Below are 26696 nucleotides of genomic sequence, written 5' to 3' on the forward strand. Positions count from 1 at the left end.
CGCCGCGAAACCTGCCGGGGCTAACTATTTAATGACGCGGTGGGCAGCGCGCGTCGCTCTTGCAACGAGCCGTCCAGGCGCTTGTTGAATTCCAGCCAGCTCGCCAGAAGCGCCATCAACACCATGCCTGCCATCGCGCTGAACAGTTGCATGGCCAACGCATCGCCGGCCAGGGCATTGAGCATGTCCGCCAGCGGCGCCAGCAGCACGCCGAGGCAGAACACCTCCAGGGAATAGCGGCCCATGCGGCAACTCTGTTGCGCCAGCCAATGGCGGGTCCAGCCGGCATGCGGCAAGAGTTTGGCGGTGACATAGGCCAGCGCCAGGAAGTGCACCAGGCGCACCGGCGACAGGTCGGTCTTGCTGATGGGGTACAGCAGGTCGCTGAGCCACGCCGGCATCAGCGCGTCATGCACTTCGGGCCAGCGCCAGGCGAGCGTGATGATCGCCGCCAGCAGCGAGTAGGCCGCCGCCGCGACAAACAGCGGCTGGCGCAGCAGCCCACGGGTTTGTGCCGGGCGTGGCCGGCCGGCATGAATCGCCGCCGCGCCGCCGAGCACAAACAGCAACTGCCAGGTGACGGGGTTGAAGTACCACACGCCATCGGCGATCGCCCGCAGGTTCCAGCCCATCCACGGCGCCAGCAGGTACACGCTCAACGACACGCCCACCACCGCCCAGGTCTGGCGCAGCAGCAATGGCAGCATCAGCGCCAGCCCGCCGAGCAGCACGATGTACAGCGGCAGCGGGTCCATCAGGTTGGGCTTGAAGCGCAGCAGCAATTCATCGGTGAGCGCCTGCTGCGGCTGGGTGACGAAGTGCGTCAGGCCCATTTCCTCGACCAGATCACGGGTTTGCACATGGCTGTTGGCGAAAAACACGATGCCCATCAGCAGCGCTAGCAAAAAGATATGCACCACGTACAGCACCCAGGCGCGCCGCAGGATTTTCAGCGCGGCGATCCAGTAGCCGTCGCGTTGCAGGATCTTGCCGTAGGCCAGCACGGCGGCGTAACCGGCGAGGAACACAAAGACCTCCGCCGCATCGCTGAAACCTAAGTTGCGCAGGGTGATCTGGCCGAGAGGGTTGTGGGGCACGTGATCCCAGAAAATGAAGATCAACGCCAGGCCCCGAAAAAAATCGATGCGTGGGTCGCGTCCGTTCAGCATGGCAGCGGGCTCTTGTACGAAAGGTTTAGTAATGACGGACGAGCGCGGCGGTTGTCTTACGCCGCACGTCGGGCGGGCGCAGGTTGGCGGTATTTATAAGCAATTGCAAAGGCTGGGTATTACTGAATGTCTCAATGGCGCGGCGGCGCTACCTGTTAATTCTGACAGTAGACGGAGCGCGGGCGCCGTGGCTTGCTGGAGCCAGTCGCAACGGGACAACGCTATGGCCAGACTGTGGAAGGGATTCTCCAGCTACACGGTGATTGGCATCGCTAATACGGTGATCCATTGGCAGCTGTTTTTTGTGTTTCGAGCGGTCTTTGAGCTGAGCCAGGCGGTCAGTAACCTCCTGGCTTTCTGCGTGGCGGCGAGCTTTTCCTTCTATGTGAATGCGATCTACACCTTTGCGATGCCGGCCTCGTTGCCGCGCTATGGCCTGTTCATGCTGTGCATGGGTGGCTTGAGCCTGGGCGTGGGCTGGCTGGCGGATCGTTGGCTGGTGCCGGGGATTGTCACCGTGGCGGCGTTTTCGCTGATCAGCCTGGTGTGCGGGTTTTTGCTGTCGCGGTGCGTGGTGTTTCGCGAGCGTGGGCAATGAGGCTCTCGCTGGTGGTGCCGGTGTATAACGAAGAGCAGGCGGTCGGCGTGTTTTACCGCCGCGTGCGTCAAGAGGCTGCGTTGCGCGAGCATACGGTCGAGATCGTGTTTATCAACGATGGCAGTTCCGACCGCACCGCCGAGTATGCCCAGGCGCTCGCCTTGGCCGATAGCCGCGTGGTGCTGATCAACTTCTCGCGTAACTTCGGTAAAGAAGCGGCGCTGTTCGCCGGGCTCGAATATGCCACCGGAGATGCGGTGGTCCCGATGGATGTCGACCTGCAAGACCCGGTCGAGGTCATCGCGCAGTTGTTGACCGAATGGCAAAAAGGCGCCGATGTGGTGCTGGCCAAGCGCAGGGATCGTTCCAGCGATGGCTACCTCAAGCGCCACAGCGCGTCGCTGTTCTATCACCTGCTCAATCGAATTTCCTACACCCACATCGAAGAAAACGTCGGCGACTTCCGGTTGATGGACCGCAAGGTGGTGGACGTGATCAAAGCCTTGCCCGAGCAGCAATTGTTCATGAAAGGCGTGCTGTCCTGGGCGGGGTTTAACGTCGCCATCGTCGAGTACGACCGCGCCCCCCGCGCGGTCGGCCAGAGCAAGTTCAACGCCTGGAAACTGTGGAACCTGGCCCTGGATGGCATCACCTCGTTCAGCACTTTGCCGCTGCGGTTGTGGAGCTATATCGGCGGCGGTATTTCGCTGCTGGCGCTGGTGTACGCCGGGTATCTGGTGGTGGACAAGGTGTTGTTTGGCAATGCGGTGCCGGGGTATCCGTCGTTGATGACGGCGATCTTGTTTTTGGGTGGGGTGCAGCTGATTGGGATCGGGATATTGGGCGAGTATGTGGGGCGCATTTATATGGAGGCCAAGCATCGGCCGAGGTATGTGGTGAGGGAGATCATCAAGGTGAACGGCCATACTGAAGCACATAAAACTGGAGCTGATAATGAATAGATTCGAGTTTTATGAAACAGGACGGCTTGCAGGATGGCTGTCGATCATCGCCTTGGCGGCGGGCGTTCGCTTTTACGCGATCACCGATGCCTATGTTTGGTACGACGAAGCCTTCAGTGTCGGGATAAGTGCGTTATCGCCTGAGGCAATCTGGTTTCATACGGGTAGAGACGTACATCCGCCACTGTATTACTTGTTGCTTCATGGTTGGATGGAGTTGTTCGGAAAAGGGCCATTGGCGATCAGGAGCCTGAGCGCCATTGCCGGCATACTGACCGTCGCTTTGGGTATGGTGATGGCGCGCAGCATTTTCAACTATCGAACTGCGTGGGTCGCCGGGCTGTTTCTGGCGTTGTTGCCGGTGTCTGTTCGATTCAGCCAGGAAGCAAGGATGTATGCATTGTTAGGGTTGTTTCTGATGGGGGCAACACTGGCATTGATCTATTGGATGAAAAAGTCGGAGTGTTACCGTTATTGCCTCATTTACATCGGCTGTATGACCGCGGCGCTCTATACGCATTACTACGCAATACTAGCGGCTATGGCTCATTGGCTATACTTGATTGTGCTTCGACTTCATCCCGCTGTCAGGGCGCGACACGTTACAGGAACGGTGTGGTGGACCTGTAATGTCCTGATCGCGATTGCTTATATTCCTTGGCTGTTCAGCCTGGTGGATTTGCTGAAGAACTACTCAAAAATCCAGGCGGTCGGCAGTGTGGCCTGGTTGTCGCGGGCCAGTCCGTACTCTTTGCCTGATACGGTGTGGCGTTTTTTTACGTTGAACTCTCCGAAGTCGTTTTCAATGGTGGGGTATTGGTTGGTACCCGTTGTTCTATTGGTCATTACGGGATGGATAGTGTCGCTAGACAGAACAAAGTATCGATTTTCTATATTGCTGATGTTTTTTGCGTTTGTTCCTATGTTATCGCTGTTTGTTGTTTCATTGTTTATTCCCGCTTACTTGGTGCGATATGTAGCGTTCTCCGCTCTTGTGCTTCCGTTGATACTGGGCGCTGCGGTGACTTATCTGAGCAGCAGACAGGTTGCAGCAACACTGTTGTTCTTCGCGGTTATCGGGTTGGAGCTATTTGGGTTGCAAGCCAACTATCGTCAGGAAAGTGACATGAGCTATGTAAAAAGCACTGAGGTGGTTCGCATGAGACAGGCGATTGACTACATCTCGGCTCATCGACAAGCAGCAGATATTGTTGTGGTGGGCGGCGGATTTCTTTACTTTAGTGCGGTTTTTTACATGGGTTCTGATCGGAATATGTATCTAGTCGATCAGTCACTCGACCAGCATTCATCGAGTCGGCCAAATGGGTATGGCGCCACTACACTCATGTACGACACTTGGGATGAGCATTTTCTTGCTGATCCAGATCGTTTTCCTGAAGGGGTTCGAAGGGTGTGGTGGGTGACAGGGCGTTCAAGCACGGACCTCTATTACCCATATCAAGGAAAGTGGCGGGAGATTGATTACCTCGCGGCGGGCGAGCTTGAACTTCGTCTTTACCAGGCGCCATAGCACTGTGCGCCGAGACAGAGGTCAACACTCGCCTCGTCAACGCCACTAACCAGGCGCACGGATTTCCAGCTACCGGGCAACTGCCCCGGCTCAGAACGCATTCATCAGCAGCACCCTGCAGGGCTTGGCTTGGTGTTCATTGATCTGCGGCACCAGCCGGGTGAAGTGTTCGGTCTGGCAATGGGTATCGAGTGCCGCCTGATCGGGCCATTGCTCGACAAAGATAAAGTGCCCCGGGTCTTTCTGATCGACAAACAGATCGTAGGCGATGCACAGCGGTTCCTGGCGGGTTTTTTCCACCAGTTCGGCGTACCACGGGCGCACCGTGTCCAGGTGTTCGGGCTTGATGAAATCTTCCGCGATGACTTTCAACATCTGATGACTCCCTTACGCCGCAACGACTTCCTGCGGCTCAAAACTATCCGCCCGCGCCATCTGCCACATGCGCGAATAAAACTCGCCGTTCACTCCCCCGGTCAGCAATTCCCCAGGCTTGAGGAACACATGCAACTGTGAGAACAGCTTGATCTCGGTCGCCGACATGCGTCGCACCAGATGCTTGGCCGACAGTTGCGACGGGTGCTCCAGGCCCGCTGCCGCGAGCATTTCGGCCAGGGCCTTGAGGGTGTTGCGGTGGAAGTTGAACACGCGCTGGGCTTTGTCCGGCACGACCAGGGCGCGTTGGCGCAGGGGGTCCTGGGTGGCGACGCCGGTCGGGCATTTGTTGGTGTGGCAGCTTTGCGACTGGATGCAGCCGATGGCGAACATAAAGCCGCGTGCCGAGTTGGCCCAGTCGGCGCCGATGGCCAGGACGCTGGCGATGTCGAAGGCGCTGACGATCTTGCCGCTGGCGCCGAGTTTGATCTTGTCGCGCAGGTTCAAGCCCACCAGGGTGTTGTGGACGAACAGCAGGCCGTCGCGCATCGGCACGCCGATGTGGTCGGTGAACTCCACGGGTGCGGCGCCGGTGCCGCCTTCCTTGCCGTCGACCACGATAAAGTCGGGGAGGATGCCGGTTTCGAGCATGGCCTTGGCGATGCCCATGAATTCCCACGGATGACCGAGGCAGAACTTGAAGCCCACCGGCTTGCCGCCGGACAACTCGCGCAATTGGGCGATGAAGTGCATCAACTCGATCGGCGTGGAAAACGCACTGTGGCGCGACGGCGAGACGCAATCTTCGCCCATCAGAATGCCGCGTGTCTCGGCGATTTCCTGGGTGACCTTGTGCTTGGGCAGGATGCCGCCATGGCCAGGCTTGGCGCCCTGGCTCATTTTGATTTCGATCATGCGCACTTGCGGGTTCTGCGCCTGCTCGGCGAAGCGCTCCGGGTCGAAACGGCCGTCGCGGGTGCGGCAGCCGAAGTAGCCGCTGCCCAGTTCCCAGGTCAGGTCACCGCCATTTTCACGGTGGTAGGGGCTGATGCTGCCTTCGCCGGTGTCATGGGCGAAGTTGCCCAGCTTGGCGCCCTGGTTGAGCGCGCGGATCGCGTTGGCGCTCAGAGAGCCGAAGCTCATGGCCGAGATATTGAAGACCGAGGCCGAGTACGGCCGCTTGCATTGCGGGCCGCCGACCATCACGCGAAACGAACTCGGGTCGGTCAACGGAGCGGGGCGCATGGAGTGGCCGATGAATTCAAAACCCGACTGGTACACGTCGATCAAGGTGCCGAAGGGTTTGTCGGCGGTTTCGTTCTTGGCGCGCGAGTAGACCAATGAGCGTTGCGCCCGGGAAAAGGGCAGGGCGTCGCTGTCGGATTCCAGCAGGTACTGGCGGATCTCCGGGCGAATGCCCTCGACCAGATAACGGATATTGCCCAGGATCGGGTAGTTGCGACGTATCGCGTGAGGGCTTTGCAGCAGGTCGAAGAGGCCGAGCAGGCTGAGGATGCCGGTGACCAGGGTAATGGGCCATAACCATTCATGTTCGATAAAGGGCAGGCTGGCGAGGGTGAACATCACGCATACGGCAAACACCGCGTAACGGCTTAGCAAGGACAGGCTCATACGGTTACCTTGGGTCGGACTCTTCTGGTCGGTGCGACATTCTGCGCCAGTAAGGAAACCCTGAACAACCTGTAGGTGCATTCGCTTGGGTCGCATAGACACGGCGGACTGGCCCGATATAGACAGTTGGCGGCGCGCCGTGATGCTAAAAAAGCCGGCGGGTTGGCTGTCGATTCTGCCCCACGCTACGTCACTTCAGGGGCACTAAGTGTTTGGCGAATGGGCAGCACCACCCGGAACGTGGTGCCTTTGCCCAGTTCGCTGCTGACGGAGATTTCCCCATGGTGTTTCTTGACGATGCCGTAGGAGAGTGACAGCCCCAACCCCGTGCCTTCGCCCACTGGCTTGGTGGTGAAGAACGGGTCGAAGATATTCTGCAGGGCGTCCGGGGCAATTCCGCAGCCGTTGTCCGCGACTTCCAGCCAGATGCTCTCGCCTTCCACGCCGTTGCTGATGGTAATGGTGCCGCGCTCCGGCCCGATGGCTTGTGCTGCGTTGATCACCAGGTTCATCACCACCTGGTTGAGCTGCGAGGCCAGGCACTCGATTTCCGGCAAGGGCGCATAGTGCTTGATCACGTCGGCTTTGTACTTGAGCTCGCTGGCGACGATGTTCAGGGTCGAATCGATGCCTTGTTGCAGGTTGGCCCACTGCCAGGTCTGGTCGTTGTTCACCCGCGAAAAGTCTTTCAAGTCCTTGACGATTTGCGCCACACGGCCGATGCCTTCCTTGGTTTCGCGAATCAGCGTCGGAATATCTTCCCTGAGAAAGTCCAGGTCCAGGCGACGGCGCAGGGCTTCGAGCTGATCATCGCCGATCGCGGCTTCAGCCTGGCGGTAGGCATCGAGCATCTGCTCCAACTGTTTGAAATAGCTGTCGAGGGTGCCGAGGTTGGAGGAGATGAACCCCACCGGGTTGTTGATCTCGTGCGCCACGCCCGCGGCCAGTTGCCCCAGGGACGCCAGTTTTTCCGATTGCACCAGTTGGCTTTCCAGCTGTTTGCGCTCGTCGATCTCCAGTTGCAGGGCCTGGCTGGCGTGGGTCAGCGCTTGGGTACGTTGTTCCACCAACAGTTCCAGTTGGCTGGTTTGCAAAGACGCGCGCCGGGCCATGTCCCATTTGGCGGTCAGGGTGTTGGCCATTTGCTGGACTTCGATGTTGTCGAATGGCTTTTTCAGGATCAGCAGCCGGTCATGGGCGTGTAGGCGAAACAGCAGATCCTCCCAGGAATAATCCGAGTACGCGGTACACACCACCACTTGCAGGTTCGGGTCGACTTTCCACAGTTCTTCGATGGTTTGCGCACCGTCCCAGCCCTGGGGCATACGCATGTCGACGAAGGCCAGGGCGTAGGGCAGTTGCGCGGCCATGGCCGCCTTGAGCAGGTGTAAACCTTCCTCGCCACCGTAGGCGGAGTCCAGCTCGAACAGCGGGCCTTGCGGTTTGTCGCGGGTGCCGAACAGCGTCGCTTCCATATCGTCCAGGGCCTGGTTCTGTTCCAGGGGCGGCTTGAGGATCTTACGGAAATCTTCGTGAATCGAGGGCGTGTCATCGATCAGCAGAATCCGCCGGTTCGGTGGTTGGTTCATGCGGGGCCTGCTGCATCGTTGAGGGGGATTTGCAAAGTGAACAGCGCACCCTTGCCCGGGCCGTCGCTATGGGCGGTCAGCCGGCCATTCATTTCAATGGCGGCCAGGGCGCAGCTGTGCAGGCCGAAGCCATGGCCTTCTTTGCGCGTGGTGAAGCCGTGGGTGAAGATCCGCGTCATGTTTTCGGCGGGAATGCCTTCACCTTCGTCTTTGACGCTGATTTGCAGGATGCTGTCCTCCACGGTCTTGATCGACAACGTAATCTGCCGAGGCCGGTCGCTCAGGTTGGACATGGCGTACTTGGCGTTGCTGATCAGGTTGACCATGATCAGCAGCAACCGGTGTTTGTCGGCCATGATCTCAGGCACCTGGGCGTATTCCTTGACCACCGTCACATGGTGGCGATTCAGTGCGCCGGAATTCATGCGCAGCGCGTCGTCCATCAGGGCGCTGACCTGCAAGGGCTCCAGCACGCTGGAAACCCCGGCGTAGGATTGCTGGGTGGAGACGATGTCCTTGATGTGGTCGACGCTTTTGCTCAACTGCGCCAACTCATCGCTCATGCCCTGTTGCTCGACGGCGATGGCTTCCACCAATTGGTTGAGGTAGCCGGGCAGCAGTTTGCCTTTTTCGTCTTCGCGCAGGTAAGTGCCCAGGTCATCAGGGTGCTCGTTGATCAACTGCATGGCCTTGCCCAACCCCGATGCTTTGCTGGTGCGCAGCTTGCGCGCGACCAGTTCGGCGGAGATGTTCACGCTGTTGAGCACGTTGCCCACGTTGTGCAACACATTGGTCGCGATCTCCGCCATGCCGGCCTGGCGGGCGCTGTCGAGCAGTTCGCTTTGCGCATCCTTGAGCTGGCGGGTGCGTTTTTCCACGCGCTGCTCCAGGCTGGCGTTGGCGGTGTGCAGGGCGCGGTTGACCCGGTTGATCTCGGCGAAACTGCGCAACAGCCTGATGGCCAGGTACAGCAGCAGCGCCACCAGCAGGGTGGAGAACACCAGTAAGTAGTTGTGATACATCTGGTCGATCAGGTCGGAGGCCTGCTGATCCTGATTGAGGTGGGTGGTCAGCTCGTCCAGGCGCTCGGCCACGGGAACTGCGGCGATCTGTTCCAGCAGGGTGTTGACCAGCGGCTGTTCGCGCAGGATCAGCGCGATGTGGTTGCTGAGAATGTCCACCGGCAGGTGGAAGTCAGCCGGCAAGCGTTCTTTGTTCACGGCCAGCAGGCTCAGGCCCAACTGGATTTCGGCCGCGCGGTCTTCGCTGGCGACCTGGGCGAATTCCATGCTGCTGAGCAATAGGTCATAGGTGTCGGTGGCGACGCCTTGCAGTGACAGTCGGCCCTCGTCGTCGAGCTGGGAGAACTGGGCGAACTGGGCCTGGATATCGTCTTCGGCGGTCGGCAGGAACGCCAGGGAGTTGCGCAGCACCGCGTTATGGGACTTGAACTGGTCGACCAGCCGCGCTTTGTCCCGGATCGCCGCCTCGCCGGCGTCCAGGCTGGCTTGCCAGCCTGGCAGGTCTTTAGGCGCGTGATATGACGCGTGGTGGTGCAGTTCCTCCCAGAGTCGGGTGATCTGCGTCAGTGGCGTCACCAGGGGGTCGTAGTTGTGGGTCAGGGCGATTCTGGCCTTGAGCACTTCACTGTCCCACTGCGCATTGAGCTGCTGCATCTGGCGGATCAGGTCGCGGGACTCGGTGTAGCGGCTGGTCTGGTCGGCGGTTGACTTGATGTACAGGAACACCAGGACCGAGGCCAGCAGCACGGTCGCGGTGGCCAGCAGCAATTGGACGACGTTGTGGCGGGAGAGTCTCATGACCGTTTGCTCATAGAGGTTTGCCCGCCCATTGGCCGGTCAGGGTCTTGAGAAATTTGATGATCTGGTCCTTGTCTTCTGCTGAGGGAACGCGCCCCAGCTGGAATGTGAACATCACATCCACGGCTTCTTCCAGGGTCTTGGCCGAGGCGTTGTGAAAATACGGTGCGGTGACGGCGACGTTACGCAAGCTGGGCACCTTGAACACGTTGCGGTCTTCCTCGTCGTGGGTGACGAGATAGCGGCCCAGGTCGGTCTCGGCGGGGGGACGGTCCTTGAAATAATCCCCCATCACGCCGAATTTCTGGAACATGTTGCCGCCGATATTCATGCCTTGATGGCAGGCGATGCAGCCATATTCCTTGAAGCGTTGGTAGCCGTATTTTTCTTCGCGGGTGAGGATCTCGGTATCGCCTTGCAGGTATTGGTCGAAGCGTGAGTTGGGCGTGAGCAATGTGCGCTCATAAGTCGCCAGGGCATTTTGCACATTGGCCGCCGTTACGCCGTCGGGGTACACCTGGGTGAACTGGGCCTGGTAATGCGGCATGGCCGTGAGGTTGTCGACCACGGTCTTCCAGTCGCTGCCCATTTCCCGCGGGCTGATGACCACCTGTTCGACCTGGGCCTCGAGGGTGTCGACCCGACCATCCCAGAACTGCTTGAAGTTCAGGCTGGCGTTGAACACCGTGGGCGTATTGATCTTGACCGGTTGGCCATCAAAGCCCAGGGAAAACGGCTTGTCGTCGGCCCCGCCCGTCTCCAGTCGATGGCAACCGGCACAGGACAGGCTGCCATTGACCGACAGACGTTTCTCGTTGAACAACTGGCGACCCAGCTCAACCGTTGCCGCATCCAGCAGCGGCACCGGCGGCAGCGGTTTGAGCGGTTCATCCAGCGGCGCGGCCAACACGGGCAGGGCGCCGCCATACCCCAGGACGACGGCAAAGCCGAGTGCCCGAGGGGACAGGCGAGGAGAGCGAGAGGGGAGACGGCTCAAGCGTTCGTTCCTTGATGGACAGTTATAGGTCAGGCATCAGGCTGGGGTGCCCGGCCTGCATCAATTGAGCGAAGTCATCGGCAGCCACGGCTTTGCTGAACAGAAAGCCCTGGCCCTCCTCACAGTGGTGGGCTTTGAGAAAATCCAACTGTTCAAGCGTCTCGACGCCTTCGGCAACGATGTTCAAGTCCAGACTCTTGCCCAGGCTGATGATGGCACTGATCAGTTGCGCATCCTGGCTGTTTTCGCCCAGGCCGCGCACGAAGGATTGATCGATCTTCAGCACATCGATGGGAAACCGTCGCAAGTAACTGAGGCTGGAATAGCCGGTGCCGAAATCGTCGATCGACAGCCGCACGCCCAGGGCCTTGATGCCTCGCAGGGTGACGAGCGTGTCCTCGACGTTTTGCATCAGCACGCTCTCGGTAATTTCCAGTTCAAGCAAACCGGGCGCCAGGCCCGTGCGCTCCAGAATAGCCGCCAGGTTGGCGACAAAATTGCGCTGGCGAAAATCAATCGCCGAAATATTCACCGAGATACACAGCGCAGGCAGGCCGGCGGCGCTCCAGGCATGCGCTTGCTCGCAGGCTTGGCGCAACACCCATTGGCTCAAGGGCACGATCAGGCCGCTGTCTTCGGCCACGGGAATGAAGGCTGACGGGTAGATCCAGCCGTGATCGGGCTGGTGCCAGCGAATCAGAGCTTCGGCGCCGACGATCCGCCCGCTGTTCAAATCCAGTTTCGGTTGGTAGTGCAAAATAAACTCATCGCGCTGCAAGCCCTGCCGGATCGCGCTTTCCAGGCTCTGCTGGGCCTGGGCGCGCAGGTTCATCTCGTTGACGAAGAAACTGAAGTCATTGGGGCCATGGGCTTTGCTGGTGTGCATGGCGGTTTCGGCGTTCTTGATCAGTTCCACCGCGCTGAAACTGTCGTTGGGGTAAATGCTGATGCCCAGGCTTGCGGTGACACTCAAGTCATGCCCGGCCACATAGCGTGTCGCGCTGATGGCACCGAGCAGTTTTTCGGCAATGTACTGGGTTTGCTGAGGGTGCTTGATGTCGTTGAGGACCAGCACGAACTCATCGGAACCGTAGCGAAACACCGAATCCGATGCGCGCACTGTGGCCACCAGGCTTTGGCTGACCTGCTTGAGCATGTCATCGCCGACCGGGTAGCCCAGGGCATTGTTGATGCGCTTGAAGCGGTCCAGGCCGATAAACATCACGGCCAACTCGGTGTCATGGCGCCTGCAGACGGCAATCGCCTGCGTCAACCGATCGCCCAGCAGGGTGCTGTTGGGCAGTTCGGTCAGGGCGTCGTATTGCAGCAGGTGCGAGACCTTGAGCAGTTCCTGCACGCGTTCTTCAATTGTGCGCTCCAGCCCCATCAGTTTGAGCGCTGCGTCCTGGGCCAGCTGCCATTTCCAGGTCAGCGCACTGGCCATCTGGCGGATTTCCAGGTTGTCGAACGGCTTTTTCAGGATCAGCAACTGGTCGCTGTATTGGATGCGCGCTTCGATGGCTTCGAAGGAATAGTCCGAGTAGGCCGTGCACAGGGCGATCTGCAGGTTTGGGTCGACGTTCCACAGCTGTTCGATGGTCTCCAGGCCGTCCCAGCCCGGCGGCATGCGCATATCGATGAACACCAGGGCGTAGGGCGCCTTGTCTGCCACGGCCTGGTTGACCAGGGCCAGCGCTTCCTGGCCCTGGTAGGCAGAGTCCAGCTCAAAGGTCTGGCGCACGGTGGGGGCGGTGCCGAACAGGGTTTCTTCGATGCTGTCCAGGGACAGGCCGCCATTGGCATCGGCGCACAGGATCTTGCGGAAATCCTCGTGGATGGAGGCCGTGTCATCGACGATCAGGATTCGTCGGTTGGCCCGTCCCGAGCACGGGTTCATGACTGACACCGGGGCGCGGGCAACTGGAGACTCTTACGCATCGGGCTTCCTTACCTTGAATGCTTCGGTAAACGGGGCGAGTCATGGCTTCATGCTACTAGCATAGTCGGATCCCTTGAATAAGTACGCCAGTTGGCGTCAAATCAACCCCAATTACCCCGCGAGCATCTAGCGCTCATTGCTTGCGCAAGTACAGCGATGGATCACGCGGGGGTGCAATGAAGCAACTGTGTGCCATTGTCAGGAGGTGTCGCCATGGATGAACAAACAACTGCTACGACGTCCCCTTACAAACCTACTATTTTGCTGGTCGACGATGAAGAGTCGATCCTCAACAGCCTGCGCCGCCTGCTGCGGGGCCAGCCTTATGATGTGCTGCTGGCCGGCAGTGGTGCCCAGGCCCTGGAAATCATGGCTGCCCAGCCCGTCGACCTGATCATGACCGACGCGCGCATGCCGTCGATGGACGGCGCGATGCTGCTGGCCGAGACCCACCGCCTGTACCCGGCCACCACGCGCATCCTGCTGACCGGTTATGCCGACATGACCATGATGATCAAGGCGATCAACGAAGGTCAGATCCACCGCTATATCAGCAAGCCCTGGAACGACGAGGAAATGCTCCTGACGTTGCGCCAGTCCCTGGAGCACCAGCATTCCGAACGCGAGCGCGTGCGTCTTGAGCGCTTGACCCGTGATCAGAACGAGCAGTTGAAGGCGCTCAACGCCACCCTGGAAAAACGCGTCGAAGCCCGCACCAGCGAGTTGCAGCAAACCGCCGACATGCTCGACCTGGCCTACGACGAGCTAAAGCGCAGCTATGTGACCGGCACCGAAGTGTTTTCGCTGCTGGCCAACCTGCGCCTGCCCAAGCATAAGCAGACCAATCGCCAGTTGATCGAGCTGATCCGCGTGTACTGCAAAGCCCAGTCGGTGGACGAAGCCAGCGCCCGTGACCTGGCCATGGCTGCGGCGCTCTACAACATCGGCAAGTTGAGCTGGAGCGACGGCATGATGGCCGCCCCGTCGGATCTGCTGCACAGCAACGACCGCGAACGCTATCGGGTCTACCCGACCCAAAGCGAATCGTTATTGATGACCCTGGAACCGATGAAGGACGCCGCCCGGCTGATCCGCCATCACCAGGAACGCTGGGACGGCACCGGGTTTCCCGATCACCTCAAGGGCGATGCGATTCCCGAAGGCGCGCGGTTGCTCAAACTGGCGGTGGACTTCATCGAACTGCAGAAAGGCCTGATCCTGGAGCGGCAGATGAACAGCGGTGAAGCACTGCTGTACATCCGCAAGTACGCGGGGCGGCTCTATGATCCGGACATGGTCGAAAACTTCGTCCTGGCCTGCGCCACGTTCCTCAGCGACGTGACCCTGGGCGACCCCAACGTCAAAGTGCTGAGCACCCGCGAACTGGCCGAAGGCATGGTCCTGGCGCGCAATCTCAACGCCGATAACGGCATGTTGCTGCTCAATGCCGGCAAGGTGCTCAACCTGCCGCTGGTGGACAAGCTGATCGCGTTTGAAGCGATGGAGGGCGCCAAGTACAGCGTGTTTATCAAGGAGCCGGAAGAGCCGCAGCTTTTAGGCTGAGGCGCTTCATGGGATTATTGTGCCTTTGCATTCAAGGTGATTTTGTCCATGCCAACCACTATCCGTATCGCCGCCGCTCTCTTGATCGGCGGCGACGGCCAGACTTTACTGGTGCGCAAGCGCGGCACCCAGGCATTCATGCAACCGGGCGGCAAGATCGATGCCGGCGAACAACCGGTCGAGGCGCTGGCCCGTGAGCTGCACGAAGAGCTGAACGTGCGCATCGAGCCGAGCCAGGCGGTCTACCTCGGCCGCTTCTCGGCCCCGGCCGCCAACGAGCCGGGCTTCACGGTGCAAGCTGAACTGTTCCGGGTGCAGATCGATGTGCCGGTGACGCCGGCCGCCGAGATCGAAGAAGTGCGCTGGATCGACCCTGCCGGTGACGGCGGCCTGCACCTGGCGCCCTTGACGCGTGAGCTGATCCTGCCGTTTTATCGCCAATCGCTGACCACCACCGCCTGATTGGCGCGCTCCAAGGACTGAGCCGTGCGTCCCTCAACGCACGGCGCTGACCCCATCCAATGTGGAAAACGACGTGTCCTTGGCCGTGAGCAGAAAGTCGCGCATGTACGGCGCGTCCAGCATGTCTGCACGAATCCCCGCATACAGCGTTGCAAACAGACCTTTCTCACCCAGGCGCTTGGCCTTGACGTAACCGCGCGAGCTGTATTCATGCAGCGCCCAATGCGGCATGCCGCACACGCCGCGACCGCTGGCGACCAGTTGCATCATCATCACCGTCAGCTCCGAGGTGCGCACCTGGGCCGGTTCCACATCGGCGGGTTCGAGGAACCGCGTGAAAATGTCCAGGCGGTCGCGTTCCACCGGGTAGGTGATCAGGGTTTCGCTGAGCAGGTCTTGCGGCACGATGTACGACTTGTTCGCCAGCGGGTGCTGGTTGGCCACGGCCAGCATGGCTTCGTAGGTGAACAGCGGCACATACGTGATGCCCGGCAGTTCCAGCGGGTCGGACGTGACCACCAGGTCCAGGTCGCCACGGGCCAGGGCCGGCAGCGGGGCGAAGGCGAAACCGGACGCCAGGTCCAGCTCGACTTCGGGCCAGGCGTCGCGGAACTGGTCGATGGTCGGCATCAGCCATTGGAAGCAACTGTGGCATTCGATGGCCATGTGCAGGCGCCCGGCGGTGCCGCCGGCCAGGCGCGCGATGTCACGCTCGGCGCCGCGCAGCAGGGGCAGGGTGGCGTCGGCCAGTTGCAGCAGGCGTAGGCCGGCGCTGGTGAAACGCACCGGTTTGGTCTTGCGCACGAACAACGGCATGCCCAAGCGCTCTTCCAGCTCTTTGAACTGGTGGGACAGGGCGGATTGGGTCAAATGCAGGCGTTCGGCGGCTTCGACCAGGCTGTCGGCTTCGCGCAAGGCGTGCAGGGTTTTCAGGTGGCGGATTTCCAGCACCGTGGTCTCCATGAGCAATATTGATGAGTAATGCGAATGGGGTGAGTTTGTCTCATGTTGTGCGGGCTGTCGACACGCAGGCCTGGGCGTGATGTTCATATCCGGCCATACATTGCCAAAGGGCGCTGATCCGGAGTCCTGGCGGGCCTCGCGCATGTGGACATAGTCAATTACGCATTTCTTATTTCACCGTAGGGATGAGTGGGTATTTTGGCCGCGAGATTCGTCCCGAAAGGCACTTTATGCGTCGTTGGGACGACACCGTATTTCCATGCCAAGGATGTGCCCCATGACCGCTAGCACCGCTGCCACGCCCTTTATCCCTCGCCTGTACCTTGCCGCACCACCCGTCAATCCGACCCCTTCATCCACGGCATTCGCGACCACCGCCCTGGGCCGCGCCAGCGCCGCCGTGCATCCCTTACCCAGCGCCACAAACCTCGCCGCCCACGCCGTCAGCAGCCAGTTCGCGACGCGGCCCGACGTGTACTCGGTGGTCAGGGACATGCTCGGCGAGGCGATCAAAAGCCTGTACCCCACGCTGGAATTCGACGTCGCGCAGACCTCGGTGGCAGAGCCGATCGCGGAGAACCCGGTTCAATACCGCTTGACCCCGCTGTTGGATGTCGCGCTCAACCACCTGGCCACCGGAGCCGACATCGATTTCACCGACAAGTATTCATGGCCGCAGAAACTGGTCAAACAAGGCACCGGTACCACCCTCAGAGTCCCCGACGCGTCAGGCAACCGGCGCGAAGACATCGACATGTCGGCCATCGAGCTGGTGATCCGCAGCCTTCGGCCCAGCCTCAAAGACGGTTTTGCACGAGCCTTGACGCGGTATTGGGGACAAACTGCTTCCGGGGCGGACAATCGCTGGTTGTGGCTCAGCGGCATGCTCAGCGACAACCTGCGCAGTGCGGCGCTGAAACAGCCCGGCCTTAGCGCTGCGCAACGCGCCACCCTTGACCAGGTGGTCACCTGGCCCGAGCGTGCGCAACGCGTGAGTGCCAACGGTGACGACGCGGCCCGGGTCTTCGTGCTGGACACCAGCGTCCGCTACGCTGGTGGTGCCTCCACGCAGCTCAGCCCGGATCTTTTGATCACCCGCCAGATCGGCGCCAGCACCCAGGTTCTGCATGCCGCTGCCAACGGCCAGATTACCCCTTACGACTCCCTGGAAGCCTTCGGCAAGGCCTGGGGCGAGACGCTGGAAAACGACTTCGTCTTCGACCACTTGACCTGGAAACGCCAGGAGCCGGACGCGAATATCTTCGATGCGCAAGCGGGCATCCTTCTGAACAACCAGTTGCAGGCGATAGACGCCCTCGAACTCCCACAAGCCGGTGGCCTCAACGCTCTGGAGCAGCGCTTGCGCGTGCTCAGCGATCCGAGCCCGTGGTTTGTCGGCGCCTATGCCCCGGATTCCGCACAACTGGCGCGGCTGCAGGAAAAACTGCCGCAGTGGCTGCGCAACGCCGACCCGGCCGATCGCCTTGCCTACCACCGCCACGCCCTCGAACTGGCCAGCGATGTCCAGCGCAATCAGGGGCGTAACTTTTTTTCGGACGTCCCCGATATTCGCACCTATACCCAGCAACAGCTGCAAGCGCAGTTGCAGGACACCGGGCTGCTCGCGGACCACCTCGAAGTCACCTTCAAGGTACCGGTCGGCACGTTGGGCGGCGGCTATATCGAGCGCGTCACGATGAGCCTGACCGACATGGCCTTGCGCAATCTGGCCGGGCTGCCCAAGGGGGAAATCGAAGTGCGTCACTTAGGTCAACCGATCAGCGACCCCGCAATGCCCCAGCGGCTGAAAGACATCGTCAGCCAGGTGGACATCGGCAAACACTACCCCGCGCTACTGCGCACCCACCTGCTTGGCGACAGCGATGAATCACGTCGACGCAGCGCCTTGTTCGCCCAACAGGTCCCGCGCCAACTGGCCATGCGCGCACTGGAACTCAAACTCAAGGGCGAAGCGGGCATCACCGCGCACGGCTACCGGTATGTGGAGGCGGTGCTGACCCCCGGCGCTGGAGCGAAACCGGTCGACGGGCAAGACATCGTCATGCGGCCCCTGGCGTTTTTACGCAAGCCCGGTGCGACACCCGATGTGGTCCAGAATATGTTTGTCATCGAGCCGGCCGATTCGGCTGTCGGCCCGCACCTGCTCTACCGTCCGATGTTGTCTCCGGTGCTGCAGGAGTTTCCCTCTCGCCAAGCGCTGCTGGAGGCGGTGCAACAGCCCGGCCCTTTACAGCAAGGCGTACTGGCCTGGTTGCCCGACGACAGGACGCGCGCGGTGTACGGCAACGGCGGGTTCAAGACCCCCAACATTGCCCGCTACAGCGTCTTCAACGAGTTCGACGCGCCCGCCCAGCCGGCACCGACGGCGCTGGCCGTGGACGGCTATGACGCGGCACGCACATTACGCCAGGACCTGGAACAAGGGCGCCTGATGCAGCACTTGTACCAGAGCAATACCCACAGCCTGGTGAGCCTGGCCGAGGGGCAGTCGGTATCGGACGCACAAAGTCGCTGGGCCTCCTTCAAGGAGCTGGGCGGGTTGTTGTTCAACACCTTGCTACCCGTGTTGCGCGGGCCTGGGGCGATGGCGGGGTGGTTGTTGCAGTTGGCCGGCAGCGAGGACGACATCCGCAAACTGTCCAACCCGAACGCTCAGGACGACAGCACGGCGACCGTGGTGAACCTGTTGCTCAATATGGGCATGGTCTTGACCCACGCCGCGCCCGCCGATATCGCACAACCGCCGCTGACGCTCGACGCGCTCAAAGCCATCCCGAAGCACGATGGACCGACGCGCCGCACGCCAGGCCAGGCGCCGAACGCCCATCGCGCGACCCTGCGCCAAAGCAGAATAGAGCCCTCTGCGGGCGTCGTCGGCGATAATACGAGCATGCTGGATTTTGCGTTCTCCAGCCCGCGCCGGTTGACCCCCGGCCAGCTTGCACTGGTCGAGTCATTCCGGGTACCCGCGCCGGGCGATGTCGGTGCCGCGATTGCCGAGGGGCAAAAACAGGGCTTGTACCTGAGCCAGGGCCGGCTGTACGCCAACATCGACAACCAGTGGTTCCGGGTGGCCAACGACCTCGACGGGGTGTTCATCATCGACGCGAACAACCGTGCGCGTACCGGCCCGCCGATCAGGCGTGACGCACAGGGCCGCTGGAGTTTCGACAGCAGCCCGCGGTTGCGCGGTGGCATGCCGCGCAAGAACGGTGTCGCCGAGCGGGTCAAACAGAATCGGCAGGCGCAACAAGAGCGGGGGGAGCTGTTCAGCCAAGCCGTCGAGGATGCGCTGCAGTTGGAAGTGCCCAGGGTCGAGGCGCATAACCAGTTGGTCGTGAGCATTAATGACTACGTCGAGGCCCGCAAAAAACTGCGCACGCTGTGGGGGCTGTCCACCACCGGTCAGCATCAACAGCGCTTCCTTGCGCCGTACCTGACGCAGCTGGAACTCACGAACAACCTCAGGCAAACCAGCGAACAGCAACTCGTGCAACTCAAGCAACGCACTGAGGCGCACAGTGCGGCCGTTCAGACCGCCATCGACCGCCTGGCGCCGAAAAAACTCGGCGCGGTGGACGATCTTTCCGAGGAAAAACAGGCGCGCTCCAAGCTCTACGGCGCAGTGCTCGACAACTACCGTCAAATCGAACGTTTCTACACCGTGCTGGCCGAAGACAGCAATCAACACGTCTCCAGCGGACGGTCGATGGCGGAAGTGGTCAGCGAGGCGAGGTCTGGTTCGAAAAGCGCCTATATCGAGCTGATGGACAACTACGCCAGGGTCTACAAAAACCTGGAAAACGTGCGCGAAGCGGCCCAGGCCTCCGCCGCCGTACTGGAAAAGTGGACCCGCGATTCATCGTTCGGCAAAACCAAGGCCGCATACTTTCTCAAGCAGCAAGACAAGCAGCCACCTGCGATTACCGCCCTGCGCATGAAGCTCGCCACGCTGTCCAATCTCAAAGAACTGAGCCTTGATCGCTATGTCCGAACGGCTGACCCGGTGGAGTCTTTCTACCTGGAGCGATTCAGTTCAACCAACCTGATCCCGGTCTATAGGGCGCACCTGGACCTGCGGCAGTACACCGGCTACAGCTTGAGCGAACGCAAGGCGACGTTGCAAACCGTCATTGGCACGTACCAGCGAGTGCTCAGCGATAGCCTCGCCTTGCAAGAGTCCAACCCCGGTCTTCAGCGGGCCGAGTATCAGCAGCTGTTTACCGAACGCCTGCGCGCGGTGATCAACGATGCCCAAACCGACCTGGGCGAAGTGATTCGCGAGGAACAAGCACTGGTGCCGGCCACCGTCGCGCAAATCGATCAACAACAAAAGCCGGCGGGCCAGCGCACCTTCAAAACCCGCGACAAGGAAACCTTGATCGGCACCGCGCGTCCTCACGCGGCAGGCACCAGCGCGATCATTGATGTACTGGACCCGCAGTCCGGCCAGCCGGTCGCCAGCTACAGCGAACACCCCAGCGACGGCGAGTGGGTGAAGATCGTTCCCGCGCAACCTGCACGGCCCGCGCAGTCGCCCAAGTCGCTTTCAACGCTCAAGTCCGACGCCAGAAAACTGCTCGAAGAAAGCGCCGGCATTGAACGCACGATCGCGTTCCAGAAACGCAAACTCAACGACCCGCAACGCCGCGAGGGCATCAACCCGCTGGACTGGAACGACATGCTGCAAGCCCAGGCCGAGCGGCTGCGGGCAACGGCCCTGCAAGCTGAAACCAGCCACAGCGGCAGGCCCGAAACCGAACAACTGGTCAAACAGTGGCGCACGGCGGCGGACGAGCTGCTCATCAAGGCCCGCCAGCACTGCGCCGATGGCTACAAGCTCCTCCCCCCCAAACCGGAAAACATCGACTACCTGTGGAAGCACGGGTTCGTCGACATCAACCTGGTCCAGCGAGACACCGCGACCAAAAGCGGCGATGTCTTCACCGAATACGCCGTGCGTGAAAAAGGCAAGGTCGACGTCTTGTGGTATGCCCATTTCCACTACCCGGCCAAAGGTTCGCCGCGCAATCTCTACACGGCGGCGCACCTGAAGATCCCGTCGCAGCGCACCAAGACCCAGAAAGACCTGGTGGCCGAGGCGGGCAATAACCGCGTGGTGGAACAGATCGTCAGAGCGCGGATCGGCCCGCCGCTGGATGAAAAACTGTTTTTGACGCTGTGACCGCAGCGTTCCGCTGACAGCCGCAGGCCTGCGCGACTATTGGGCGACCCAGAGCGGCCGGATATGCGGCAACGCGGCGGACTGCCTGCCAATGTCCGAGAACGGCAGCGAGGGGTCGTCGGCATGGGTCAAGTAGCGATGCTCCGGCAGTTTCAAGTGGGCCTTTTCGAACTCGTCGAAGGTGGCCGTGCGGCGGTTGTAATGAAAGTGCGCGTACCACACGGGGCGCGGTGGGGTGGCGGTCAGGTCCCAGACTTCATACTCCTGCATGAAGTCGCGGTGCCCGTTCGCACGCCGCGCCAGCTCGGTCATCGACGCGGTTCGACGCACCTCGACCACGTGGTGCCTGACCAGATCATCGAGCATGCCGTCGGTGGGTTGGCGGCTGGCCAATGCTTGGCGGGTGCGCAGGGTGCGGCCGGCGGCGCTCAGCTCGGTGGCGGTCGCGCGCAATGGCTGGATGCTCGGCTCCGTGGGGTCAAGGCGCGCGATGCGGTTTGCGCGCAAGGTGAGTTCGGCGGCTTCGCTGACCAGCATGTGTTCAAGGTCCACCGGCAACATGCCCTGGCGGGCGTAGGCTTCGACTTTGGCCTGGTACGCCGGCACGGCGCGCAGGCGGTTCTGGGCTTCGCTCACCATCACCGACTTCACGTTCGCCTCCGCCGGGAACTCCACGGGCGGCGCCGGTTGGCGCTGGGCCCGACCGTTCGGGCGTTGCTCCCAGGTCTCGGTGTGGCCGCTGAGGTTGTCGATGGTATAGCGCGTGGTGTTGGTGCCAGGGTCGGTGCTTTTTATGCCGATCAGCAGCCGGTTGTCTTCGCTTTCAAACACCGTCCCTTGTGGTTCGTCGGGTCGTGGGCGCCGCAGGCGAGCGGGCGTGCCGATGCGCTGACGGGCCAGTTGAGTCATGCGCTCAAGGTTGTTCAGCAAGGCGTCCAGGTTATCCAGGTCAAAATGTTGCGGGTAGCCTGCACTCAAGGTTTTAACGCTGAGGCTGAAACGCGCGTAGGCATCGATACATTCGTTGAGGATTCGCGTGCGTTGGCTGACGGTGGTGGGCGTCTTTGTCAGTGCGAAATGCGTGTTCAGGGCCAGGTGGGCGTCGAGATAGACGCGATTGACCTCACTTTGCAAGTACAACCAGGAAGGATCGGTGACGTGATCGTAGCGGTTGAACGTATCGATGCTGTGGACGGTGCGCAGGTGCGTGCGAAAGTCTTCATCGTAGAGTTCGTTCCAGCGCGCCGCGTCGTCGCGAGCCTCGCCCACCATCGTGCGCGTGTTGTGCAGATCCGCGTCGATCTGTTGCGCGGTCCTGCGGGGGCTTCTGCCCTGCAGGCGCATATCGGCTTCCTGCGCTATAAGGTTGATCTTGGCGCTCCATTCGTTCATGACCAGAAAGATGCGGTCGATCCGGTCGAGTGCCTGCACGATGTTCTGGCTGAGACCTTTGCGGGTTTGCAGAAACTGCAGGATGGCGGCCGGACTCGTCGGCGGCACCTGGAGGTCAGCGAATTGCCCGGTCAATTCCTGCAGCGCGGCCGCGGCGACTTTCAAGCGCTCCACGGCTCGGCTGGTGACAATCAGGGCGGCGCGGCTCTGCATGCCTTTGAGGGCCAGGTGCTCTCTGTTGGGGGTGAAGGCGATCACGTCCTGAACGGCGTTGGCCTGCTCAATCGCCAGCTCGATGTCTTTGGCGTAGGCCTGATCCAGGGTCGGCTGCAAGGTCTTGCGGGTGGCGATGTCGCTTTGGTTGGACAGGTGTTGCAGGTTGCTGGTCGCGGCCAGTTGAGTGTCGAACCGACTGCTCAGCGTATTGATCGCATCGTTGAGCGCCAGTTGGCGGCGCAGCACATGATCGGTCCACCAGATCGGCAGCCGTTGTCGAATCGCCATCGGCCAGAGCGGTTCGAGGGTGTCCGCCAGGTGCCCGAGCACGCCGCCGCCGCCCGCCAGGCCGACCGGTTGCGCGGTGCCGTAGACGCCGAAGTGGGTGTCCCATTGGCCGGCTTCATCCAGGGCAATCGGTTGTTTGTAGGTCTTCAGCGTGTTGCCGCTCAAGCGCCAATGCCCGTTCTGCAGTTCGACCTGATAGACGTTGCCCTGCCGCACAATGAAGTCGCCGTCGGCATGGCGGTAGACGTTGCGATAAACACCGTGGCTCGCCGGGGTCAGATGGGCCAGGGCGATCTCCTTGGCATACTCATACCCGCTGAAGCGCTCGGCGATGCGGCGCGCCTTGCGGCTCATGGGCGGTTGCAGGTAGCGGGCACCCTTGAAGGCATTGCGCAACTGGCGCCCAAACGTGCGCGTGCGCGCTGCATTGGGTGTGATCAGCACCCCGCCGGCCACGTCGATGCCGGCGTCGATCAATGATTGCAGGACTTGGGTGATGGCGTGCATGCCTTGGGCATGATCACCGCGTCGAAACGCAGCCACCGCGTCATTGGCGCTGACCCAGCCATCGTAAAGGCCGATCACGCTGCCCACCACGGGGACCACGCCGAGCGCCATCTTGATATAGCTGAAGGCCTGCACGCCTTTGATGGCATAGCGTTCCAGGTACAGATCGCTGTTGGAACGGGAGCTGGCGCGGTGGGCCTCCTTGACGCGGCCCATTTGCGCGTTGAGCAAATGGCTGGCCAGCGACGTGGTGACGGGCCAGGCGGTGCCGACGCCGATCAGCGCGTCGAAATGCCGGAGTACCGCTTGATTGATCCGGCTGACGTGGTTGGCCACGTTGCCGAGCAAGGCGCGGCCGGCCAGGTAGTTGACCATCGTGGTGTTCAGACACAGGCGGAACAGCGCCAGTCGTGCCGCTTCAAGGCTGTTGTAACTGCGCAGGGCCTGGCCGTCCGGGCTCTCGGGCAGGTAGAGCAGGGTGCTCCCGGTGTTTTTCTGACGGATGAAGGTGACGCCGGACAAGGTGCTTGGGCCGTCCTGGGTGTCTGGCCCGCCGACGCTGAGGTGGGCCGGAAGCAACTCAATGTCATTGCCATCGGCGCGCCAGGCTTGGGCGGTGCTGGCATTCACGGCGATGTTGAAGGTGTTCAGTTCGGTGGCGGTGATGTGCTTTTGCAGGAACGCCAGGCGCCCCTGAAGGGTGAGCAGCAGGCGATGAGGGTCGAGCAGGCATTCGAGGCGATACTCACGGCTGAAGTCCGCTTCGCGGTCCGAGCCTTGGTAAGCCTCGACGATCAGGTCTTCATACGCTTGGGCCAGGTCCAGTTCCGGCACCAGCCGGCGCAGGTAGTTGGCGCTGAGCCCGGCGGTGAGTGCCAGGCCTTCGGTGGCGTCCTGGGTGCTGACCTCGACCTTCATGAACGTCAAGCGCTCGGAGGTTGGCGTATCGATGTTGCTCAGCGCCAGCTCATCCAGGCTCATTTTGACCCGGGTGGCGCTGGGCACCGGGACGGTCTTGGTCGGGGTGCCCGGTGCGCCGGGGGCTTCGACGAAATGCTGTTGCTGCGTGACCGATTCGGGGACGTCGAGCTGAACGTGGAACGGTTGTTTGAGCGAGAAGTCCCGGGACAGCCGTGCGTGCAGGCGTTGTTTGCAAAAGCTGCTGATCAGCGGCAGCTTCAGGTTCAATGCCTCGTCGGCGCGCTGGAACGCGAGGATGTAGCGCTCCAGCAGGGCCTTGAGTTCGGCCCTGTCGGCAGCCGACACCTGGCCGAGCCAGGCCGGCAGTTGCGCGGCCAGGGCGCCGCTCTGGTTCTGCTCCAGAAGCTGCGCATAGGCCAGTTCGCGCACGCTGTGGGTCGATACGCCCAGTTCCTGGATCGCTTGCACGCGCATGGGTTCCAGTTCCCGGGCTTGGCGCTCGGTGTCGTCCGGGGAGCGCCGAAGCATCGCTTCGATCTGGGTGACCCAGCCATCGAGTTGTACGGTGAGGCTGTACTCGAACGGGGTCTGATTGAGCAGGGCCAGTTCCAGCGACGCAGCGTCCGACGGCGTTACGCCAAGCCACTGTTCAAGCGCCTGCAGCGAGGCGAAGTGCTGCAGCCCGCCCTGGCTGCCTGGCCAGTACAGCAACAGGTCCTGAGGCGTTGACGCATCGAGCAGCGCCGCTTCCAGGGTGATCAGCAGCACGCCGTCCAGCTCTTTGCGCTGGATGTTGACCGCGCCGTTGCTGCGCTCGCTGATCGACAGCGTCAAGGTTGCCACCGACACCTTGAGTTCGGGGTCTGGCGCGTTGAGCGGGTCAAGCGCGGTCAGGAGCATGTCGTGCCCGGCCTGGCTGATCTGGTTGAGTTGACGCTGCAGGCTGGCCTCGGCAAGCAGCCCGTTCAGGCGTGCCTGGAGCAAGGTGTGGTAGTCGGGGTTGGCTTGCTGGGACAGCTCCAGCAGTTGGTGCTGGGGTTGATTCCACAGCGCGGTGGCCGCTTCATGGGCCTGCTGTTGCGCCTCGTGCAAGCGGTTGAGTTGGCTGCGCAATGTGGCCAGTTGCTCATCGTTCGGCGGCGGCAGCAGGGCGGACGCGTGCTCGGCACCGAAGAGCGGCTGCTGTTGCCGCGACAGCGCGTGGCGGCGCTGGGCCAGGGGCAGGTCGGCGGTCAGTCCGGCGAAGAGCATGGGTGGGGTGTCGCGGGCGACATCGCTCGCAACGGCAGTCAGTTCGGCAGCCGGCGGCAAGGCGAAAAAACCCTGGCTTTGCTGTTGCCGGTCAACCTGATCGGCCGCATCCAACGCTCTGTGACCATGCTCGGCGAGGTCTCTGCCGTGGGGGTAGGCCAAGCTCGCCTGTTTTTCTTTGAGGCGATGTTCCAGCAGGTGCGTCACGCCGGCTTGCAAGGGGTCGCTGACCTCGCGGTAGTCGATCTGGTGGTCTCGGGTGATCGCCGTCACGCCGGGGAACAGCGTGGGGTGATCGAGCAACCATTGCTCCATGCTGACGCGGCTGTTGAACAGGTTCAGCGCCGGTTCTTCAGAGGGCAGGTACAACAGCTGGAGGACGATCTCGGCATCCAGGGTGATGACCAGCGCACCGGGTATCTCGGCATCGGCCAACCCCGTGCGCTTGAGCAGCAGTTGCTCGGTGTAGATCTTCTGACCGTCGAGCTGCAACGCGCCGCTCGGCGGGTCGAGGACCGTCAGTAACGGTTTCAATTGATCGGCCGTGATCGCCCCGCAGGCGCAGGCCAATTGAGCGGCCGCCTGGAGGTGGCTGCTGTACTGCGCGACCGCGTGATCGCGGCGCGAGACCGACGTGCCGGGTGCGCGCGTGAACCACCAGTAGCGCACCCAGGCGGTTCGCAGGGCCTGTTGCACGTTGAGCTGGGTAAAGGGTTTTAGCAGCTCGAACGGTTGCGCCGCATACTGCGTTTTGCCCGCCGGCAGGCCGATGACCCGGCAGCGTTGCTCGAGCGCGCTGGGGACGGGGATTTGATGAACAAAAGCGCAGGCCTGGGTGAGCGTGACGTGACGTTGCGGCTGGTCGGCGGTTGCCGCGAAATGCAACTGCACGCTGTCGCCGTCCAGTTCCAGTTGCTCTTGGATGAACGCCGTGAGGGCGGCACGAATGCTGGGGGCGGCGGCGGTGAGCGTGAGCATGTGTTCCCGGCTGGCGTGCCAGCGGGCCGTGGCTTCCAGCAGCAGGCTTTCATTCACCGGGCGAACCTGGGCGTGGGCAAGCGGCAGGAAATCGCGCACGGCAAGGGGGGACAGCGGGTTGGATGTATCGGTCATGGGACGGCACTCGAAAAATAGGGGCAGAACGGTGCTTTACCGGTCGGTGCCCTATTTAAAGGTGGAGAACGAGGCGCGCAGGGATAGATAGTTAGTGGGCCGACCGTTGAGCGACATTCATCAAACTGTCACGCAACTGTGGCAGCGCCCTTGAACAAACTTCATCAGACTCGCGCTCTACTGGGGTTCTGCGTTTCGGTGT

General features: G+C 61.5%; 15 protein-coding genes. 6 read left to right on the forward strand and 9 right to left on the reverse strand.

The window, feature by feature from the left end; genetic code table 11:
• Positions 1-20: 20 nt before the first annotated feature.
• Positions 21-1169: an OpgC family protein gene (locus tag J2Y83_RS05065; RefSeq protein WP_253393566.1), complete on the reverse strand. Its 1149-nt coding sequence runs from the start codon at positions 1167-1169 to the stop codon at positions 21-23.
• Between the two features lie 223 nt (positions 1170-1392).
• Here J2Y83_RS05065 and J2Y83_RS05070 point away from each other — a divergent pair, with 223 nt between their 5' ends.
• Genes J2Y83_RS05070 through J2Y83_RS05080 form a run of 3 tightly spaced genes read left to right on the forward strand, consistent with a single transcriptional unit; the run spans position 1393 to position 4260 of the window.
• Complete coding sequence (locus J2Y83_RS05070) at positions 1393-1767, forward strand: GtrA family protein (RefSeq protein ID WP_253393567.1); 375 nt, start codon at positions 1393-1395, stop codon at positions 1765-1767.
• Entirely contained in the window at positions 1764-2729 is a 966-nt protein-coding gene (locus J2Y83_RS05075) for a glycosyltransferase family 2 protein (protein WP_253393568.1), read from the forward strand. The genes J2Y83_RS05070 and J2Y83_RS05075 overlap by 4 nt, the downstream gene beginning before the upstream one ends.
• Positions 2722-4260 (forward strand): glycosyltransferase family 39 protein, encoded by a 1539-nt coding sequence (locus tag J2Y83_RS05080; RefSeq protein ID WP_253393569.1) that lies wholly within the window; start codon positions 2722-2724, stop codon positions 4258-4260. The genes J2Y83_RS05075 and J2Y83_RS05080 overlap by 8 nt, the downstream gene beginning before the upstream one ends.
• A 90-nt stretch (positions 4261-4350) precedes the next feature.
• Here the strand turns inward: J2Y83_RS05080 and J2Y83_RS05085 are convergent, their stop codons facing one another.
• The 6 genes from J2Y83_RS05085 to J2Y83_RS05110 form a co-directional block, all read right to left on the reverse strand.
• Positions 4351-4635 carry a putative quinol monooxygenase gene (locus J2Y83_RS05085; RefSeq protein ID WP_253393570.1) on the reverse strand — a complete coding sequence of 95 codons (285 nt, stop codon included), beginning with the start codon at positions 4633-4635 and terminating at the stop codon, positions 4351-4353.
• Between the two features lie 12 nt (positions 4636-4647).
• Positions 4648-6267, reverse strand: coding sequence for an FMN-binding glutamate synthase family protein (locus tag J2Y83_RS05090; RefSeq protein ID WP_253393571.1), 1620 nt, complete (start codon positions 6265-6267; stop codon positions 4648-4650).
• Between the two features lie 185 nt (positions 6268-6452).
• Complete coding sequence (locus J2Y83_RS05095) at positions 6453-7856, reverse strand: ATP-binding protein (RefSeq protein WP_253393572.1); 1404 nt, start codon at positions 7854-7856, stop codon at positions 6453-6455.
• Positions 7853-9676 carry a DAHL domain-containing protein gene (locus tag J2Y83_RS05100; RefSeq protein ID WP_253393573.1) on the reverse strand — a complete coding sequence of 608 codons (1824 nt, stop codon included), beginning with the start codon at positions 9674-9676 and terminating at the stop codon, positions 7853-7855. The genes J2Y83_RS05095 and J2Y83_RS05100 overlap by 4 nt, the downstream gene beginning before the upstream one ends.
• 10 nt (positions 9677-9686) lie before the next feature.
• On the reverse strand, positions 9687-10643 hold the full coding sequence (locus J2Y83_RS05105; protein ID WP_373423735.1) for a cytochrome-c peroxidase: 957 nt from the start codon (positions 10641-10643) through the stop codon (positions 9687-9689).
• A gap of 52 nt (positions 10644-10695) precedes the next feature.
• Positions 10696-12570 carry a putative bifunctional diguanylate cyclase/phosphodiesterase gene (locus tag J2Y83_RS05110; protein ID WP_253393575.1) on the reverse strand — a complete coding sequence of 625 codons (1875 nt, stop codon included), beginning with the start codon at positions 12568-12570 and terminating at the stop codon, positions 10696-10698.
• Positions 12571-12825: 255 nt separating this feature from the next.
• On the opposite strand from J2Y83_RS05110, the gene J2Y83_RS05115 reads away from it, so the two are divergent.
• Together J2Y83_RS05115 and J2Y83_RS05120 are read left to right on the forward strand one after the other, a co-directional pair.
• On the forward strand, positions 12826-14175 hold the full coding sequence (locus J2Y83_RS05115) for an HD domain-containing phosphohydrolase (protein WP_253393576.1): 1350 nt from the start codon (positions 12826-12828) through the stop codon (positions 14173-14175).
• Positions 14176-14223: 48 nt separating this feature from the next.
• The gene (locus J2Y83_RS05120; protein ID WP_253393577.1) at positions 14224-14637 is read left to right on the forward strand and encodes an NUDIX hydrolase; all 414 of its coding nucleotides are present in this window, start codon (positions 14224-14226) and stop codon (positions 14635-14637) included.
• 33 nt (positions 14638-14670) lie between these two features.
• Here J2Y83_RS05120 and metR read toward each other — a convergent pair whose 3' ends face one another.
• Positions 14671-15588: a transcriptional regulator MetR gene (gene metR, locus J2Y83_RS05125; protein WP_017844590.1), complete on the reverse strand. Its 918-nt coding sequence runs from the start codon at positions 15586-15588 to the stop codon at positions 14671-14673.
• Positions 15589-15877: 289 nt separating this feature from the next.
• Between metR and J2Y83_RS05130 the strand changes: the two genes are divergently transcribed.
• Entirely contained in the window at positions 15878-20806 is a 4929-nt protein-coding gene (locus tag J2Y83_RS05130) for a dermonecrotic toxin domain-containing protein (protein ID WP_253393578.1), read from the forward strand.
• Between the two features lie 36 nt (positions 20807-20842).
• On the opposite strand, the gene J2Y83_RS05135 is transcribed toward J2Y83_RS05130, so the two are convergent.
• The gene (locus tag J2Y83_RS05135; protein ID WP_253393580.1) at positions 20843-26494 is read right to left on the reverse strand and encodes a dermonecrotic toxin domain-containing protein; all 5652 of its coding nucleotides are present in this window, start codon (positions 26492-26494) and stop codon (positions 20843-20845) included.
• Positions 26495-26696: the final 202 nt, after the last annotated feature.

Origin of the sequence: Pseudomonas marginalis, assembly GCF_024169655.1 — a bacterium.
In the GTDB taxonomy this organism is placed as follows: Bacteria; Pseudomonadota; Gammaproteobacteria; order Pseudomonadales; family Pseudomonadaceae; genus Aquipseudomonas; species Aquipseudomonas paraveronii.